This is a genomic window from Psychrobacter faecalis, assembly GCF_016107575.1.
GTDB classification, from domain to species: domain Bacteria; phylum Pseudomonadota; class Gammaproteobacteria; order Pseudomonadales; family Moraxellaceae; genus Psychrobacter; species Psychrobacter faecalis.
Window position 1 is genome coordinate 1 of record NZ_JABAST010000053.1, and the last position, 16655, is coordinate 16655.

A 16655-nucleotide genomic window follows, 5' to 3' on the forward strand; every position below is an offset into this window, starting at 1 on the left:
GCTTATTCTCCTGTTAGTGGATTATAAGCAGTTACACAGAGTTTGGGAAACTCCCCAATCAATAAAAAAAATGAAACCTAAACCTTATGTACACTATCATGTACACCATACAAAATTTTTAATATTTTATGTAATAAAATCAAATATTTAACTATTACTCATCGTTCCGGCTCCGGGTACCATTATATTAAAAGGCTTCCAAGCGATTGGAGGCCTTTTTCTTATAAGCGCATTAAGAAAACAGTGCTTTTATTGTCTTTGAACTCTATCAAATAGATCAATCAACCTTCTACTCTCATTAAAACTTTACATTCCGAACTTAGTAATAAATTTAAATCAAAAAAAATCCGACCACATTATGTGATCGGATTTTTAGTATTTGGTGGAGATGGCGGGAGTTGAACCCGCGTCCGCCAGCATTACGCTCATGAATCTACATGTTTAGTTTCTGTCTTTAGTTTTAATCCGCACCGATCCGACAGTCAGGATGGATTGGACGATTCTCTACTTTTGAACCCAAGCGATTGAGACAATCACTTGTGGCGAGCCTACATGCGGACGCTTCAACTTAGTTGACCAACTGTAGGTGATCAGCAACCAAGTAAGCAGGGTTTAAGCTGCTAGAGCGTAAGTTTCGTCGTTTGCGACTATAACAATATATGTTTGATTAACGAGAGGACATACACTCTCGACATGCATCATTGAGTTTCATCACCAGCGTCGAAGCCAGAACATCCCCAATAAGACTGACTATTATATAGTACCTGCCTATCAGTTTTCAACCTAAAAACCTTCTGTATTACATTAAGTTACAGCTCAATTATCTAAGCCAAAACTTTATTCATCCATTGGCCAATATTTTGAATTTGCGGCATACAAACTTGATGCGCCATCGGGTAGGTATGGTAAACGACACTATAGCCTTTCTCCGATAACAAATTTTGTGCTTGCTCGCCTAGAACCACAGGCACGACGGGGTCATGCGTACCGTGTTCAATCAATATCGGCATGTCTTTGTTGGCGGCGTTATAGTTGATATGGTCATTGGTCGCCAGATAGGTAGACAGCGCCATCAAGCCTGCTAAGCGCTGTGGATAGCCAAGTGCCACATGATACGCCACTGCCCCGCCCTGCGAAAATCCCGCAATGACAATATGCTCAGGCTTAACACCGCGCTCGATTTCACGAGCAATCAAGTCATGGATTTGCTGAGAAGATTCTTCGATTTGAGCGATATCGACTTTACGTTCAAGGCTCATTTCTAAGATGTCATACCATGCGGGCATGACCATACCACCATTAACCGTCACTGGACGATTAGGCGCATGCGGAAAGATAAAACGTACTGCCATGTCATCCGCAAGACCTAACTGTGGTACAACTGGCTCAAAGTCATGACCGCTAGCACCCAAGCCATGCAGCCAAATGACGGCTCGGTCAATCACTTTGTTTGTAGGATTATGTTCAACAATAACAGCATCTAAATAGTTACTCATGTGTTTAAGTTCCTTCAACTGATAAATAAAACCAGATTTGTTTGTTTTATTAAGCAAGACATACCGTATTTAAATAGAGTTTATAACTTACCTACTTAACTTTTTAGGCATGCATAAAAAAACCCTCTAACGTATCTAATAGAACAGCAGTAGATGCGGCAAAGGGCAAATAAATAGATGGTAGAAAATTTAAGTAATCGACTGCACTGGCAGCTTAACATCGACATTTTGACCGCGATGGCGCAGATAGTGATCGAGTAACACAATCGCTAGCATCGCTTCAGCAATGGGGGTCGCGCGTACACCCACGCAAGGGTCATGGCGCCCTTTAGTCAGCATCTCAATCGCTTCACCCTCTGTGTTGATACTCTTGCCAGCCGTGGTGATACTAGAGGTTGGCTTCAAGGCAATACTAACGCGGATGTCTTGGCCTGATGAGATACCACCCAAGATGCCACCCGCATGATTGGCCGTAAAACCACCAGGGGTCATCTCATCACGTGAGCGATGACCAAACTGTCCAGCTACCGCCATACCATCACCGACCTCTACGCCTTTGACGGCATTAATACTCATCATCGCGTGGGCAATATCAGCGTCTAGGCGGTCAAATACCGGTTCACCCAATCCGACGGGCACGCCGCTTGCGATAATCTCCAAACGTGCTCCGCAACTCGTGCCTTCACGGCGCAAGCTGTCTATCAAGACTTCAAAGCGGCTGACCGCTTCTTTATCCGCACAAAAAAACGGATTGCTATTGACAAAATCCCAGTCAATTTGACTCGGGTCTAGCACTTGACTGTATTCCGAGCCAATTTGGGTAACATGTCCGCGCACTTGTACGCCTAAGCGCTCATGCAAATATTTTTTAGCGATGGCACCTGCCGCCACCCGCATAGCCGTTTCACGGGCTGATGAACGCCCGCCGCCGCGATAATCGCGAAAGCCGTATTTCATACTATAGGTATAATCGGCATGACCGGGGCGAAAAGTGTCTTTTATTTCACTATAGTCTTTTGATTTTTGATTGGTATTACGAATTAAAAGCCCAATCGAGGTGCCCGTGGTCTTACCTTCAAATACCCCAGAGATAATCTCGACTTCATCAGACTCGCGGCGCTGGGTTGAGTATTTAGACGTTCCAGGCTTACGGCGATCCAAATCTATCTGCAAATCTGCTTCGCACAATTCTAAACCTGGCGGAACGCCATCGACGATAGCCATCAGGCCTGCACCATGCGACTCACCGCACGTCGTTACGGTGAAAACCTGTCCAATACTATTGCCAGCCATATTTATCCTTAAACAAATGAAGTCGATTTTTTAATTGCTGCTTTTTAATTGCCGTTTTTTAATTTAGTGTCAGTGTCAATTTTACTTTATTGATTACCATCTAATAATTGCACATAAGCGGTAAATAATTGACGATGAGTCATAAGCTCGTCATAGGTAATAGCAAAAATACCATGACCACCGTGAGCGAATTTCAACCAATCAAATTGGATTTCAGGATACGCTTGCTTTAACGCCCATTCACTATCGCCGACTTCACAGACCAGCAACCCTTCAGGGCTAAGATAATCTGGCGCTTCAAACAAGATACGATGTACCAAATCTAGTCCGTCCTGACCAGCAGCGAGCGCATGTTCTGGCTCATATAAAAACTCTGGTGGCAAATCGGCCATAATCGCGGCATCGACATAAGGAGGATTGGTAACGATTAGCTCATATTGATGCTCAGCAGGAATCTTGGCAAATAAGTCAGACTCAATCACATTAACTTGATGACCTAAGTCATGATGATCGACATTGACCATCGCAACTTCTAGCGCTCCTTTATCAATATCAACCGCATCGACTAAGGCATCAACAAAGCGGGTGGCAAGCGCAATAGCGATACAACCAGAACCGGTGCACAAATCCAAAATACGCTCAGGCTGCGCCAACTGCTTAATCTCTAAACCATGGTCAAAGAAGGCGGCAGCTTGATTGTTCATACTCATACCGAGCGGCTTTGCCAACTCATTAACATCGAAGTACGGATGGAACTGCTGACGAATCAGCTCGGCGATTGGTGAGCGCGGAATTAGGACGCGCTCATCGACATAAAAAGGCAGGTCACAGAAATACGATAAATTAATGAGATAACTCAACGGCTTACGCTCAGCGATACGCTCTTCTAATAAGCCCAGTACCTGCTGCTTTTCTGAAGTGGTTAAACGGCAATCGAGAATCTGATCATTGGCTGCCCAATCTAAGGACAGCGTGTGCAACACAATCGCCGACGCTTCGGCAAATTCATCCGTCGTTCCTTGAGCGACGACCACGTCATAGTTGCGCAGCTGTGTGACCGCAAAACGAATAAAATCACGGATACTGACCAGTTGCTCACGCGCCTCTGCAAGCTCTGCACGCAGATTGGCAAACTCATCGTCTTCACCGAGCAGCTCTGACTCCAAATTGTAGGTCATCTCATCACCTAAGCCTTGCGACTCATCAGCAAAGTACTGATTTTGAAACTCTTCTGCGCTCATGGTTTGGTCTTCTGACATATCACACCTTACTGATTGCACGCGTATCGACGACATGCGGATGGATTAAATCGCTGACTTTTAACAGCCGATTTATTAAATAAAAACTTGTCATACATTATAGACGTAAACCTTGCGCTGCGCCAATGGCTGTATTTTTTAGCGCAAAAAGCTACTGCAAATAAATAAGGCAACTTTTATGATAGGTAAATGTATCATTAACCTCTTATCACTCTAGCATTTAACGATAAAGCAAATAAGCAAGACTCTAACCAAATGTGAATGCTCCTTTATAACTAGCATGACTAAATTATTTCCCAACTGTAGTGAATACGTCAACTGTTGACGTTTAGCAAGCCCTAAACGAAAAAAGATGTGTCAAAAGTTTGCGAAGCGTCCAAATTATGCGCATAATAGCCGCATTAGTTATAACCATAAGTAAGCCAATATGATGAAAATGAAGCCCCTTATCACCGCTATATCTATTGCGATTGTTAGTGCCAGTGTCAGCGCTGTTGCTGCCCCTGCCGACAATACGCGCACTCTACCAGTACGTAAAGCTGACTTAATGCCTAGTTTGGCGAAAAAAGTCAGCCTTAACGTGCAAGAAAACCGCAGCAGTTCACTCGATAGTCGCGCGCCTGCCGTAGCCACGTCTGCTTTAAAGCCTGAATCGCCTGATCGTATGACGCAGCTGATTGATGAAAAACAGGAAGCTGACGAAGACGACAATGACGCGCAACAAGCAGATGAGCAACAAAGCGTCAGCGCCGATAATATGAGTGTCGAAGAGCTAGCGCGTAAAGATGTACAGTCTGATAGCACCGATGACATCAGTGATGGCCAAGCTGTTGCCGCTCCTAGTGCAGCAATAGCCAATAACCGCCCAGCCGATACTTCTATCAAAAGTATCGAAGATGTCGATGGTAAAAAATATACCACGCTAAACCTGTCTAATTATGCCAAACAAGTCAACGGTGCCACTTGGACACCGAACATGAAGGTCAACTCCGCAATGACCATCAAAATGCAGGCGTTGTTGGATTGGAATCATGCCTCACCGGGCGCTATTGATGGCGGCTGGGGTATGAACAGTAAAAAGGCACTGATTAACTTCCAAACCATGAAAGGCTTGCCTGCAACTGGTAAAATGGATCAAAAAACATGGGACGCTTTGAATAAAAATATCCCAGCCAATAAGCCAGTGCTAGTGACTTATACCATCACCGAAGATGATGTAAAAACCAACTTTGCTACCACGCCTGCAGGCGCAGAGGCTAAGTCGAAAATGAAAGGCTTATATTATCAGGACATCAAAGAGATGTTAGGTGAGCGTTTCCATATGGACGTGCGCTATTTAGACAAGTTGAATAAAAACAAACAGTATAAAGCTGGCGAAACCATCACCGTTTTAAATACGCGCGATCCACTCAAACAGCGGATTAATCGCGTCGTTGCCAATAAAGCCGACAAAACCCTTTATGCTTATAACGGTGATAAACTGGTCGCCACTTATCCAACAACAGTCGGAAGTGATGCGACGCCATCACCGCAAGGCACGTTTAAAATCATTAATAAAGTAAAAATGCCGTGGTATAAAGCGACCGTTGGTAAAGGGTCAGACAAACAAGTACATATGCTACCACCAGGTCCAAACAGCCCTGTCGGTGTGGTATGGATGGGCTTGTCTAAGCCATCTTATGGTCTACACGGTTCACCGAAACCTGAAGGTATCAGCCGCCAAGCATCCGCTGGTTGCGTCCGTTTGACCAACTGGGATGTGTTAGAGGTATATGCCAATATCGAAAATGGCGCCACCGTTGAGCTAAAATAGTTGTTATTAATGAAAACGCATAACCACGCCTTATAAGCAATAAAAAAACAGCTCCTTTTTAGGGGCTGTTTTTTATTTTATATAAATTCTAAAGCTAAGCTGCCTTTCTTTATTTTTAATTTTTATGGTGGCGGGCTTTTGAAACTGCTAGCTTTTGAAATAGCCAGCTTTTGAAATGGCTTAGTCTTAAATTCGTAGCTTTGTAGCCCTAAGCCTTATGACCTTCCTTACCCGTGATACTTCCCACTTTTTTGGTAAAAAATAAGGCAGCTGGAATGGATACAATGATACCTGCGGCAACCGCCATTTGGATGTGCGGGATTTGGTTAAATCCTGTGACCAAAGCAGCAATCATTAATACACCGACGGTCACGGTTGCAGCTATTGAATAGATGACAGAAAATAGTGGCCAGTTCATGATTTATTCCTCATTTTTTGTGTGGGTATAACACCTTTATACACCAAATCCACACAAATAGTAAGCCTTTTTTTATAGACCCACAGCCCATTTATAGCAAGTGATTCATATTAAAAGCCATATTATAATTATTGATTTGTACTTGGCATTTTTCTCTTGAAAATATAGCCAAACTATCCTCTTATCTGTCTTTTATCTCCCTCTATTTAGGCACAAGAAATTTACACGATATTGGACATTTATCATTACAATAGTAGACTTCCTACTTTTTAGTTTTGGAATTTTTAACCTGCTGCGTTTAACTTATTTTAGTTACCTACTTGTTTCTAACCTTGTTCTTTAATAAAGCATTCTTTTATGACCTCATCTGATACCGATAAAGACTCACTGCCAATAAATACCCCTCAAAACGCTAGCGAGCTTGCAGCCACGCGTAAGACTGACAACATTGACAATATCGACAACGAGGCTGTTATCGAAGCACAGGCGCATAGCGAAAGTAATAGTGATAATGCATTAGCAGAAGCGTCAAAAGATGCGCAGGTGCCTGAGGCAACCATCAAAATGGAAACGGTGGCACCCGATGTGGTGGTTGCTTCCTTAGAAACGCCAGAAGAAGTTGACGACTCTCAACCTGTTGATGAATTTACAAATGATAATGCAGACATTGACTTTACCGATACAGCGGAAGCGTTTTTTCAGGAGAAGGATAAAGCTGAGGTCAGCCCAGCAGATAAGACTGACTCTAGCCAGACAAATTCAAACAATATCCAACCTGATAAGTCACTCACTAAACAGAGCCTACAAGAAGATTCAAAACCAAGTTTAAATATAGAAAACACGGACGAAAAAGAAGATAGCAAGCAAAACGAGCAGGACGTTACTCAAGTTCAAGATAGCAGCCAAACCAGCGATAGAACGGTGAAAAGTAGAACGGTGAAAGACGAAAACAACGCAGACGACACTGTAGAAGATAGCGAAGATGAAGAGATCAAAGAGATCAAAGAGAAAAAAGAGAAAAAAGAAGCCAAACTTGAGTCTTATAAGCAGTTTGTCGCCGAGCAATTCAGTAATAAAAAAGTAGACTATCCAGAAGTACGGGTCCGGATTGAGGCCAACGCCTTGCCGAGTAAAATGTATTTTGTGATGAATATCCTCTCGGCTATCATCGCAAGCTATGGTTTGGTGACCAATTCGGCGGCGGTGGTTATCGGCGCGATGCTGGTAGCAATGATGCTCGGTCCTATCACTGGCGTGGCGTTGGCGATTATTGACCACCGTATGCCGCTATTACGAAAATCACTTATTACAGTATTTCTTGGCATCTCTTTGGTGGTGTTGGTCGGTTTCATCGTCGGCTGGCTACATAAAGATCAACCACTTACTGTTGAGATATTATCGCGTACGCAGCCAACTTCGATGGATTTGATGATTGCTTTAGCTGGTGGTACGGCAGGTGCTTATGCGATGGTTTCGCCGCACCTATCGGTCGCTGTGGTTGGGGTCGCAGTGGCTACGGCATTGGTGCCACCGCTTGCCGCCAGTGGGATATTATTTGCCAATGGTGAGATGCAAATGGGACTTGGCGCGCTGCTATTGGCCTTGACCAATATTATCGCCATTCAATTTACCAACGCTTTGGTACTATGGCTACTAGGTTTTCGCCGCTTGGTCGATGATGATTATAAATCAAGTACTTATTGGACCTTTTTACGGCGTAATGCGGTGACGTTATTGTTATTGGGCGTTTTAGGGACCTATTTAACCATCAACCTACAAACCAACGCCAAGCAGCAAGGGTTTGAAAGTAGCGTCAAAGAGACGATTAATAGCTATTTTAGCGACAAGGGCAACGTGCTGACCAATACCCAGTTCGATAAAGACACTACCAATCAAGTCGTGCGCGCGGTGATTCGCGGCGAGACCACCCCTACCTTTTATGACGTCCGCCAAATTGAGGCGATTATTAGCCAAGATATGGCAGATAATTTTCCCGACTATTTACCGATACGCTTACAGCTACGCTATATGCCCGTGCAGGTGATTGAGTCGCATCCACTTATTCAAGATAAGCTCGATAAAACCGATGTGACCATTTTAACCAACTGATGTGTTTGGCGGTTTAATTTATCCTAGTCACTTAATACAAGCGCTTGCTTAATAAAGAAAATTAAGCCTTATTTCCGCTGCGTTTGCTGATGAATCTTCAACACGCTTGGTACGTTTGTGCTAAAATCGCTTGCAAAATTATTTTACTTATTCTATTTAATAAAACCATTCGTCAGTAAGGAGCCGCTGTGAGCCAGCCATTTCGCTCAGCCGATATTCGTCAAGCTTTTATCGATTTTTTCATAAGCAAGCAGCACACCCCCGTCGCCTCGTCGAGCTTGATTCCCTACAATGACCCGACATTGCTATTTACCAATGCCGGTATGAATCAGTTTAAAGAGACTTTTTTGGGTATGGAGCCGCGCGACTATACGCGTGCGGTGAGCTCACAAAAATGCGTCCGTGCCGGTGGTAAACACAACGATTTGGATAATGTCGGTTATACGGCGCGCCATCATACGTTTTTTGAGATGCTCGGCAACTTCTCGTTTGGCGATTATTTTAAGCAAGCGGGTATTGCTTATATTTGGGAATTTTTAACTTCCGATAAATGGTTGGCAATCGATAAAGACCGCTTGTATGTGACCATTTATGAAACTGATGATGAAGCCTTTGATATTTGGCATAAAGACATTGGCTTGCCTAGTGAGCGCATCATCCGTATTGGTGATAATAAAGGCGCACCGTACGCCTCTGATAACTTTTGGACCATGGGTGATACCGGTCCTTGTGGCCCTTGTACCGAAGTTTTTTATGACCATGGCTCTGATATCGAAGGCGGATTGCCGGGTACGCCAGAAGAAGATGGCGACCGCTATATCGAGATTTGGAACTGCGTCTTTATGCAGTTTAACCGTCAAAAAGACGGTACCATGCTGCCGCTACCTGCGCCGAGCGTCGATACTGGCATGGGGCTTGAGCGTATTAGCGCCATCATGCAAGGCGTGCATGGCAACTATGAGATAGATTTATTTATCCATCTAATGGATGCGGCGGCTAAGATTTTAGATATTGAAAACGAGCAACAATCCTCATTAAAAGTCATCGCCGACCATATTCGTGCCGTGGCCTTTTTGATTGCTGATGGCGTAACCCCTAGTAACGAAGGGCGTGGTTATGTACTGCGCCGTATCATTCGCCGTGCCGTACGTCATGGCAATAAACTTGGTGCGGACAGTGAATTCTTTTATAAAATGGTCGCGCCTTTGGTTGCTGAGATGGGCGACGCCTATCCCGAGCTAAAAGACAAACAAAGCGCGATTGAAAATGCCATTCAAAAAGAAGAAGCCCAATTTGCCAAAACCTTAGCACAAGGGTTACGCTTGCTTGCCAGCGAGCTTGAAGGCTTGCAAGACGGCGATACCCTCTCTGGTGAAGCAGCATTTAAACTTTATGATACTTATGGTTTCCCCGTTGATTTGACCGCTGATATCACCCGTGAGCGCGGCATTGTGATTGATGAAGCAGAATTCGATGAGCACATGCAAGCACAGCGTGAACGTGCGCGTGATGCGGGCAAATTCGACGTTGATTATAGTAGCGTCATTCAAGTAGACAACCCAACGACCTTTGTCGGCTACAAACAGCTTGAAGAAGACGGCGTTACCATCCATGCGCTTTATCAAGACGGCAATCCAGCCGAGAGCTTGGCCGAAGGCATGGAAGGCGTTATTGTCCTTGACCGTACCCCGTTTTATGCTGAAGGCGGTGGTCAGGTGGGTGAGCTGGGTGAAATTCGCACAGCGACAGGTGTTTTTGAAGTGCAAGACACCAAAAAATCTGGCCAAGCCATTATCCATTATGGCGTGGTCACTATGGGCGAAATTAACGCTCAGCAAACGGCTGATGCGCAGGTATTGTCCAGCATTCGTGCGGCGAGTGCCAAAAACCATTCGGCGACGCATTTATTGCATGCGGCATTAAGAGAAGTACTGGGCGATGCAGTCACACAAAAAGGCTCATTAGTCTCAAGCGAAGTATTACGTTTTGACTTTTCTTATGACAAACCGGTTAGCGCTGCTGAAATTAGCCGTATCGAACGTCTTGTCAATGAGCAAATTCAAGCCAACACCCCTGCCCGTATCGAGCATATGTCTATCGATGAAGCGATGAAACAAGGTGCGATGGCGTTATTTGGCGAAAAATATGGTAATGATGTACGCGTTTTGACCATGGGTACCGATAGCATCGTTGATGGTCAACGCAAGCCGTTCTCTATCGAGCTATGCGGTGGCCTTCATGTCCAGCGTACGGGTGATATTGGGGTGTTAAAAATCACCAGTGAATCAGGTATTGCTGCGGGTATTCGCCGTATTGAAGCGGTCACTGGGATGAATGCCATTAAAAACATGCAGCAAAGCGAGCAGCAACTAAGCGAGCTTGCAGCTCAGCTAAAAGTCAAACGTCCAGAGGTTGCACAGCGTGTGCGCACCATGGCAGATAAGCAGCGTGATTTGGAAAAACAACTAGAACGCTTAGAGCAAAAAATTGCTAGCGCCCAAGCGGCAAACTTGCTTGATGACGTGCAGACCATCGCTGGTACATCGGTACTTATTAGCACTTTAAGTGGCGTTGATGGCAAATCCATTCGTACCTTGATAGACGATGTGAAATCAAAACTGCCGTACAGCATCATCGTGCTGATTGGCGATAAAGATGAGCAGCTGGCACTGGCAGCAAGCGTTGACAAATCGCTGACCGATCGCGTCAAAGCGGGCGATATTATTCGTCATTTGGCAAGCGAGCTTGGCGGTAAAGGCGGCGGTAAGCCTGATTATGCCCAAGGCGGTGCGCCAAAATCTGCCAATATCAATACCGTTATCAGTGCACTAAGCGCTTGGGTTGCAGAAAAGCTTGCGTAAATAGTAGGAATATAGGCGATTGGTTATAACGGTTATAACCAATCGCCATATATCTAATGCTTGCTAGCACTTAAAGTTATACCGCTAATATGGTATAAAGTAGCACGCTTAACGACTGTCAGCATATCAAGTGTATGGGTATAAACAGTAAAATAGCAGAGCAAATAAAGGGCGCAATTTTTATAATTCGGCTTTATCGTTATTAAAATGAATCTTGCACTGTCATGGCAGACCGCGCCATGATGGATTGATGTCGATAAGTAACAGATGGCCATTGGTGAATAATAGGTAGATTTTTATGGCGTTAATAGTACAAAAATACGGCGGCACCTCGATGGGCAGTATCGACCGCATCAAAAATGTCGCCAAACGAGTCAAACGTTGGCATGACAACGGTCATCAAGTGATCGTAGTTGTGTCTGCCATGAGCGGTGAAACCAACCGTTTGATTGATTTAGCACGCCAAATCAGCAGCCAACCTGATCCACGCGAATACGACCAAATGGTCTCAACGGGCGAACAGGTTTCTATCTCTTTACTGGCGATGGCGATTAAAGAGCTTGGTATTGGCGCCCGTTCATTCACCGGTCGTCAGGTCGCCATTAAAACCGATAGTGCCCACACCAAAGCGCGTATCGAAAGCATTGATGACAAAAACATCCGTGAGCAACTAGATGCAGGCAACATTGTCATCGTGGCAGGTTTCCAAGGTATCGATGAAGAAGGTAACGCCACAACCTTAGGTCGCGGCGGCTCGGATACCACAGGTGTGGCCATTGCCGCAGCCTTAGGCGCTGATGAATGCCAAATCTATACCGATGTCGATGGCGTTTATACCACTGACCCACGCGTGACCTCAAAAGCCAAAAAACTTGAAAAGATTACCTTTGAAGAAATGCTTGAGATGGCAAGCCTTGGCTCTAAGATTTTACAGATTCGCTCAGTAGAGTTTGCTGGCAAATACGGCGTGCCTCTACGCGTATTATCTAGCTTTGATGAAAACAACGATGGTAGCTTCGACCAAGACTTTCAAGACAATGTCGGCACCCTAATTACGATAGACGAAGGAGACAACATGGAACAGGCAATCATCTCAGGTATCGCTTTTAATCGCGACGAAGCAAAAATAGTCGTGCGCGGTGTACCCGATCATCCTGGTATCGCCTCTGCCATCCTAAGCCCTATCGGTCGCGCCAATATCGAAATCGATATGATCGTGCAAAACTTATCGACCAATGGCACTACTGACTTTACTTTTACCGTCAACCGTACGGACATGGATAAAACCATGAAAGTGCTAGAAAACGAAGTCAAAGATGAAATTGGTGCCAAAGAGATCTTGGCCAATAACGAAGTGGTAAAAGTGTCATTGGTCGGGGTTGGTATGCGCTCGCATGCAGGAGTTGCCAGCCTTATGTTCCAGACTTTGGCCGAAAACAACATCAATATCCAAATGATATCGACCAGTGAAATAAAAGTTTCGGTACTTATCCAAGAGCAGCATTTAGAAAAGGCCGTGAAATCGTTACACACCGCCTTTGGTCTTGACCGTGAAGACGGCGACAGCACAATCGCTGGGTTATAATGTGTAAAGGCTATACATTATATCGCTGTAAGATACTTCTGGTTTAATAACGATTGGCTAAATAGCGATTATTTTTTAGTAAAACTTTGATTAAATAGAGTCTTTTTAGGCTCTATTTTCTTTTATTACTATTGCTCAGGTAAGTATATACCTAATAGTTTTGTGAAAATCCGTGACAGTATCTGTTATGCCCCCTATAATGGGGCTTTCATTTGGGCTAAATGAATTTATCTATCATTACCGCTATGAGTATTAGGTGACGCAGAGTTTTTATAATGACTGCTCTGCCTATTTAGTACTAGAGTAATGTCCTGTAATTGAGACGCAATCTGATGAGTAATAATCTGTTGATGCGACATAAGGAGTGTGACGCATGTTAATTTTGACACGCCGCGTGGGCGAAACGCTAATGATTGGCGATGAGGTCAGTGTGACTGTCCTAGGCGTTAAAGGCAATCAAGTACGAATCGGCGTCAATGCGCCAAAAGATATTGCGGTACACCGTGAAGAGATTTATCAGCGTATTCAGCATGAACGCACGGTACAATCGCAAATGCAACATCTTGAGCAAGGCAGCTTTGCACCTTCATTCGATGATGAAGACTATTTTAATCGCTAAGTTGATCGCTTGTTCGTTAACTAACTATCAATAATTATTGGGCATAAATTAAGCACCCTATTTTTGCTTTCTAATCTGCTCTGAGGTCATGTATTTATGAGTATCCGTCAATCAGATGTATCGGCTCTACTTAATGGTTTGAATAAAAAAGCCATTGGATTCAATGATGTCATCAGCTTTATTGATGATTTTTATCGCTATGCGCCAGCGCCTTTTGTTAATGGTATGCTGCACAATGCAGCGGGCGAAAACGAAGGCAGCGCCAAGATTTTTGGTTTCGCTAAGCACCATGGTCTAAACCAATTGGACACGCTAAAGCTGTTTGGTGAACATTATGCCAAGGTACAAGCGACGCCAAAGGGTACCGACCATGCCAATATTCGTAACTTTTTACATTGGGGCTGGCAAGGATTTTTGATGGAAAAAAATCCATTAACGCCGCGTCCAAGTGTTGATACTAGCGCGCTGTAGTTTTCTATTTTCGCTAACTATCTATTTTAAAAGTATTAAAAAAGCCACGCTATGCAATTAGCGTGGCTTTTTGCTGTTTCCTACCTTCAATTTGGTGCTTTTGGCTTAATGCCGCTTAGCCGCTTATTTATCTCAATTAATTGCGACAAAGCTATTGCTTATTTATTGTGGAATTTAACGGGTTGTACTGCCCCTTTAGGATTGGGCATATTGGGATAATGATGCTCGTGCTCGACATCACATTCCGCGCCCACGACAGAGCCATCGTCTCGCACGGGTTTATGAATATAGCCAGTACGCTCGGCTGGCGGCAGGTGCTCATGCTCCCATACCATCACCGCTTGCATACAAGTTTCGCGCTGCTCAGGCGTGAGCTTACGACCATCCGGCCATTTACCCAGCTCAATGGCTTGGCGAAACTTCTCTACCACTTCTGGTGTGACACTTGCTAATATCGTTTGTTTGTCCATCGTACCTACTCTCCGCGACTATTTTATAATCCAGTACTGTTTTGAGAAATCTAGCACTGCATTCATTCTTCTATAATATCATCATCGATGTCCATACTGAATTCTTCGGCATGGACGTTCCAGTGTAATTTGGTGCGGCAGGCTTCATAAAAATCAAACCCTGGCGGATGGAGCAAGGTCAGCTTATCAGGATGCTTACGAATATAAAGGCGCTGCTCTTGGTCGAGCGCGATACTCGGCTTACCATCGGCACTGACTTGTGGCTGGGTGCGGTTGTCCTCATGAATACGAATACAAATCTCGCTGGTGCCGCTAACCACAATCGGACGACTGGATAAGGTATGTGGATGCATCGGCACCAAACAAATGGCATCCATACTCGGATGAATAATCGGACCACCACCTGAAAGTGCATAAGCAGTGGAACCTGTCGGCGTCGCCACAATGAGACCATCGCTATGCTGACGATAGACATCGTGCCCGTCAATTTTCATCTGAAAATCAATCATGTGCACCGATTTACCCGCATGTAGCACCACATCGTTGAGCGCCATATCTTCGTGAATGATTTTTCGCCCTTCGCGAATCTCCATGGTCAGCAAAAACCTGTGGTCTAACTGATAATCGCCCATCAATACTTGGCGTAGTTTAAAGGCCGCTTCATTGGGCTTAACATCGGCCAAAAACCCCAAACGACCACGGTTGACCCCTAGAACTGGCACCCGATAACGCGCCAATGCTTCGGCGGCATGCAAAATCGAACCATCGCCGCCTACTACGATAACTAAATCGCAAATCTCACCAATCAAGCTACGTTTGACGATTTTAACTTTTTCAATTTCGGTGAGGTTCAAAGTAGGCAAATTGGCCGTCTGCACATCCATAATCAATGTCAGATTCATCTCATTGATGGTATTGGCAATCTGTACCAGACTTTGGGTCACGCTGCGTTTTCCGGCGCGGCCCATCAAACCAATGCGCCTAAACGCTGGGTTTTTGATGGCATGAAACAGCTCTGATTCATGTAAGTGCGGCAATCGGGCGGACTGCGCTGAGTTTTCCATAAAACGACTCGGCATAACGATAAAATACAGTGCAATGATAACGAGAAATCAGCGCTTAGACTAGCATGTTTATGAAGTTTCGTTGTTAACTGTCGTAATTGGCCCCATATATCCTCTATCATACGCCACTTTTAAGCGTATTTGTTTTGCTACTCATTACCGCTTTATATGTCGATATTCCCTAGTTAATTTAGGCTCGATAGCCATGTGATGCCTTGCATGCGCTCACGTAAACACAGTTGACAATAATGGCGGTTTTGCTAAAGTAGCTGGCATCTTAGTTATTTATATTTTAAAAAGGACAACTTTATGGCAAATCCTATTGTCAGTCGCGCAGAGCTTGCCGTTGGCGGCGCGCCGATGACGGTAAAGGGTGTGATTCAAAAGACCAGTTTATTGCTTGGACTATCGGCGATTACGGGTATTGGATTTTTCTTTTATGCGTTAATGGCAGGCCTATCACAAGGCTTTATCACCATGGCCGCTTTTGGTAGTATGTTTGCCGCCTTTGGTCTTGCTATTTTTATTACCTTTAAGCCGCAAAAAGCCAAAACTTTTGCCGTACCTTATGCGTTATTGGAAGGTATCTTTTTAGGTGGTATCTCGCTATTTTTTATGCGCATGTACCCAAGCGTGCCTGTCACTGCGATGTGTGCGACCTTTGTCACCGCAGCGGTCATGCTAGGGCTGTATCGCTCAGGTTTGGTTAAAGTTACTGAGAAATTCCGCTCAATCGTCACCTCAGCATTGATTGCTATCATGTTGGTTTATGTGGCGCAGTGGGTGCTATCTTTAGCGTTCGGCTCGAGCTTACCTTTCTTATTCGAAGGTGGCGCTATCGCTATCGGCTTTAGCTTATTTGTGATTGTTATCGCCTCTTTTACGCTGCTATTGGACTTTGATAATATCGATCGCGGTGTGGCGATGGGCGTATCAGAAGACTACGAATGGTTATTTAGTATCGGTATTCTTGCGACGCTAGTGTGGATGTATATCGAATTTATGCGTCTGCTAAGTTACCTGCAAGACTAATCTAAACCCTGTTTAGCCGTTATTTAAAATAATTAAAATAAAAAAAACCGTCTTTATAAAGACGGTTTTTTTGTGGGTAATTTTTGAGGTTTATATAAATAAGTTTAAGCTACCCCACTCTCAACTTCGAAAGTGATTGAAAAAAGAAGAGCACCTCACTAATCT

The 16655-nt window shown here is 44.4% G+C and carries 12 protein-coding genes, 1 other RNA gene and 1 pseudogene; 7 read left to right on the forward strand and 7 right to left on the reverse strand.

The features are described from left to right. Positions 1-380: 380 nt before the first annotated feature. The 4 genes from ssrA to prmB form a co-directional block, all read right to left on the reverse strand. Positions 381-739, reverse strand: a transfer-messenger RNA (tmRNA) gene (ssrA, locus tag JFC07_RS12160). 85 nt (positions 740-824) lie between these two features. After that, a complete protein-coding gene (locus tag JFC07_RS12165; protein WP_068404444.1) occupies positions 825-1496 on the reverse strand; it encodes an alpha/beta hydrolase in 672 nt (223 codons plus the stop codon). A gap of 189 nt (positions 1497-1685) precedes the next feature. Beyond that, a complete protein-coding gene (aroC, locus tag JFC07_RS12170; protein WP_068404446.1) occupies positions 1686-2789 on the reverse strand; it encodes a chorismate synthase in 1104 nt (367 codons plus the stop codon). Positions 2790-2875: 86 nt separating this feature from the next. Further along, positions 2876-4048 carry a 50S ribosomal protein L3 N(5)-glutamine methyltransferase gene (gene prmB, locus JFC07_RS12175; protein WP_198329134.1) on the reverse strand — a complete coding sequence of 391 codons (1173 nt, stop codon included), beginning with the start codon at positions 4046-4048 and terminating at the stop codon, positions 2876-2878. 427 nt (positions 4049-4475) lie between these two features. Between prmB and JFC07_RS12180 the strand changes: the two genes are divergently transcribed. Then, positions 4476-5861, forward strand: coding sequence for a L,D-transpeptidase family protein (locus JFC07_RS12180; protein WP_198329135.1), 1386 nt, complete (start codon positions 4476-4478; stop codon positions 5859-5861). A gap of 208 nt (positions 5862-6069) precedes the next feature. On the opposite strand, the gene JFC07_RS12185 is transcribed toward JFC07_RS12180, so the two are convergent. Beyond that, complete coding sequence (locus tag JFC07_RS12185; protein WP_068404450.1) at positions 6070-6279, reverse strand: hypothetical protein; 210 nt, start codon at positions 6277-6279, stop codon at positions 6070-6072. Positions 6280-6636: 357 nt separating this feature from the next. On the opposite strand from JFC07_RS12185, the gene JFC07_RS12190 reads away from it, so the two are divergent. The 5 genes and pseudogenes from JFC07_RS12190 (at position 6637) to JFC07_RS12210 (ending at position 13924) form a co-directional block, all read left to right on the forward strand. Then, positions 6637-8388 (forward strand): TIGR00341 family protein, encoded by a 1752-nt coding sequence (locus JFC07_RS12190; RefSeq protein ID WP_227678324.1) that lies wholly within the window; start codon positions 6637-6639, stop codon positions 8386-8388. Between the two features lie 188 nt (positions 8389-8576). After that, positions 8577-11249 (forward strand): alanine--tRNA ligase, encoded by a 2673-nt coding sequence (gene alaS / locus JFC07_RS12195; protein ID WP_198329136.1) that lies wholly within the window; start codon positions 8577-8579, stop codon positions 11247-11249. Positions 11250-11547: 298 nt separating this feature from the next. Continuing rightward, on the forward strand, positions 11548-12834 hold the full coding sequence (locus tag JFC07_RS12200) for an aspartate kinase (protein ID WP_068404454.1): 1287 nt from the start codon (positions 11548-11550) through the stop codon (positions 12832-12834). Between the two features lie 373 nt (positions 12835-13207). After that, a pseudogene (csrA, locus tag JFC07_RS12205) lies at positions 13208-13375 on the forward strand (carbon storage regulator CsrA); the annotation flags it as partial. Between the two features lie 174 nt (positions 13376-13549). Then, positions 13550-13924 (forward strand): HopJ type III effector protein, encoded by a 375-nt coding sequence (locus JFC07_RS12210; RefSeq protein WP_068404458.1) that lies wholly within the window; start codon positions 13550-13552, stop codon positions 13922-13924. Positions 13925-14082: 158 nt separating this feature from the next. On the opposite strand, the gene JFC07_RS12215 is transcribed toward JFC07_RS12210, so the two are convergent. Together JFC07_RS12215 and JFC07_RS12220 are read right to left on the reverse strand one after the other, a co-directional pair. Then, positions 14083-14394 (reverse strand): YeaC family protein, encoded by a 312-nt coding sequence (locus tag JFC07_RS12215; RefSeq protein ID WP_068404460.1) that lies wholly within the window; start codon positions 14392-14394, stop codon positions 14083-14085. 62 nt (positions 14395-14456) lie between these two features. Beyond that, positions 14457-15458, reverse strand: coding sequence for an NAD(+) kinase (locus JFC07_RS12220; protein WP_068404461.1), 1002 nt, complete (start codon positions 15456-15458; stop codon positions 14457-14459). Between the two features lie 309 nt (positions 15459-15767). Here JFC07_RS12220 and JFC07_RS12225 point away from each other — a divergent pair, with 309 nt between their 5' ends. Continuing rightward, positions 15768-16490 carry a Bax inhibitor-1/YccA family protein gene (locus tag JFC07_RS12225; RefSeq protein WP_011280732.1) on the forward strand — a complete coding sequence of 241 codons (723 nt, stop codon included), beginning with the start codon at positions 15768-15770 and terminating at the stop codon, positions 16488-16490. The last annotated feature ends 165 nt before the right edge of the window (positions 16491-16655 follow it).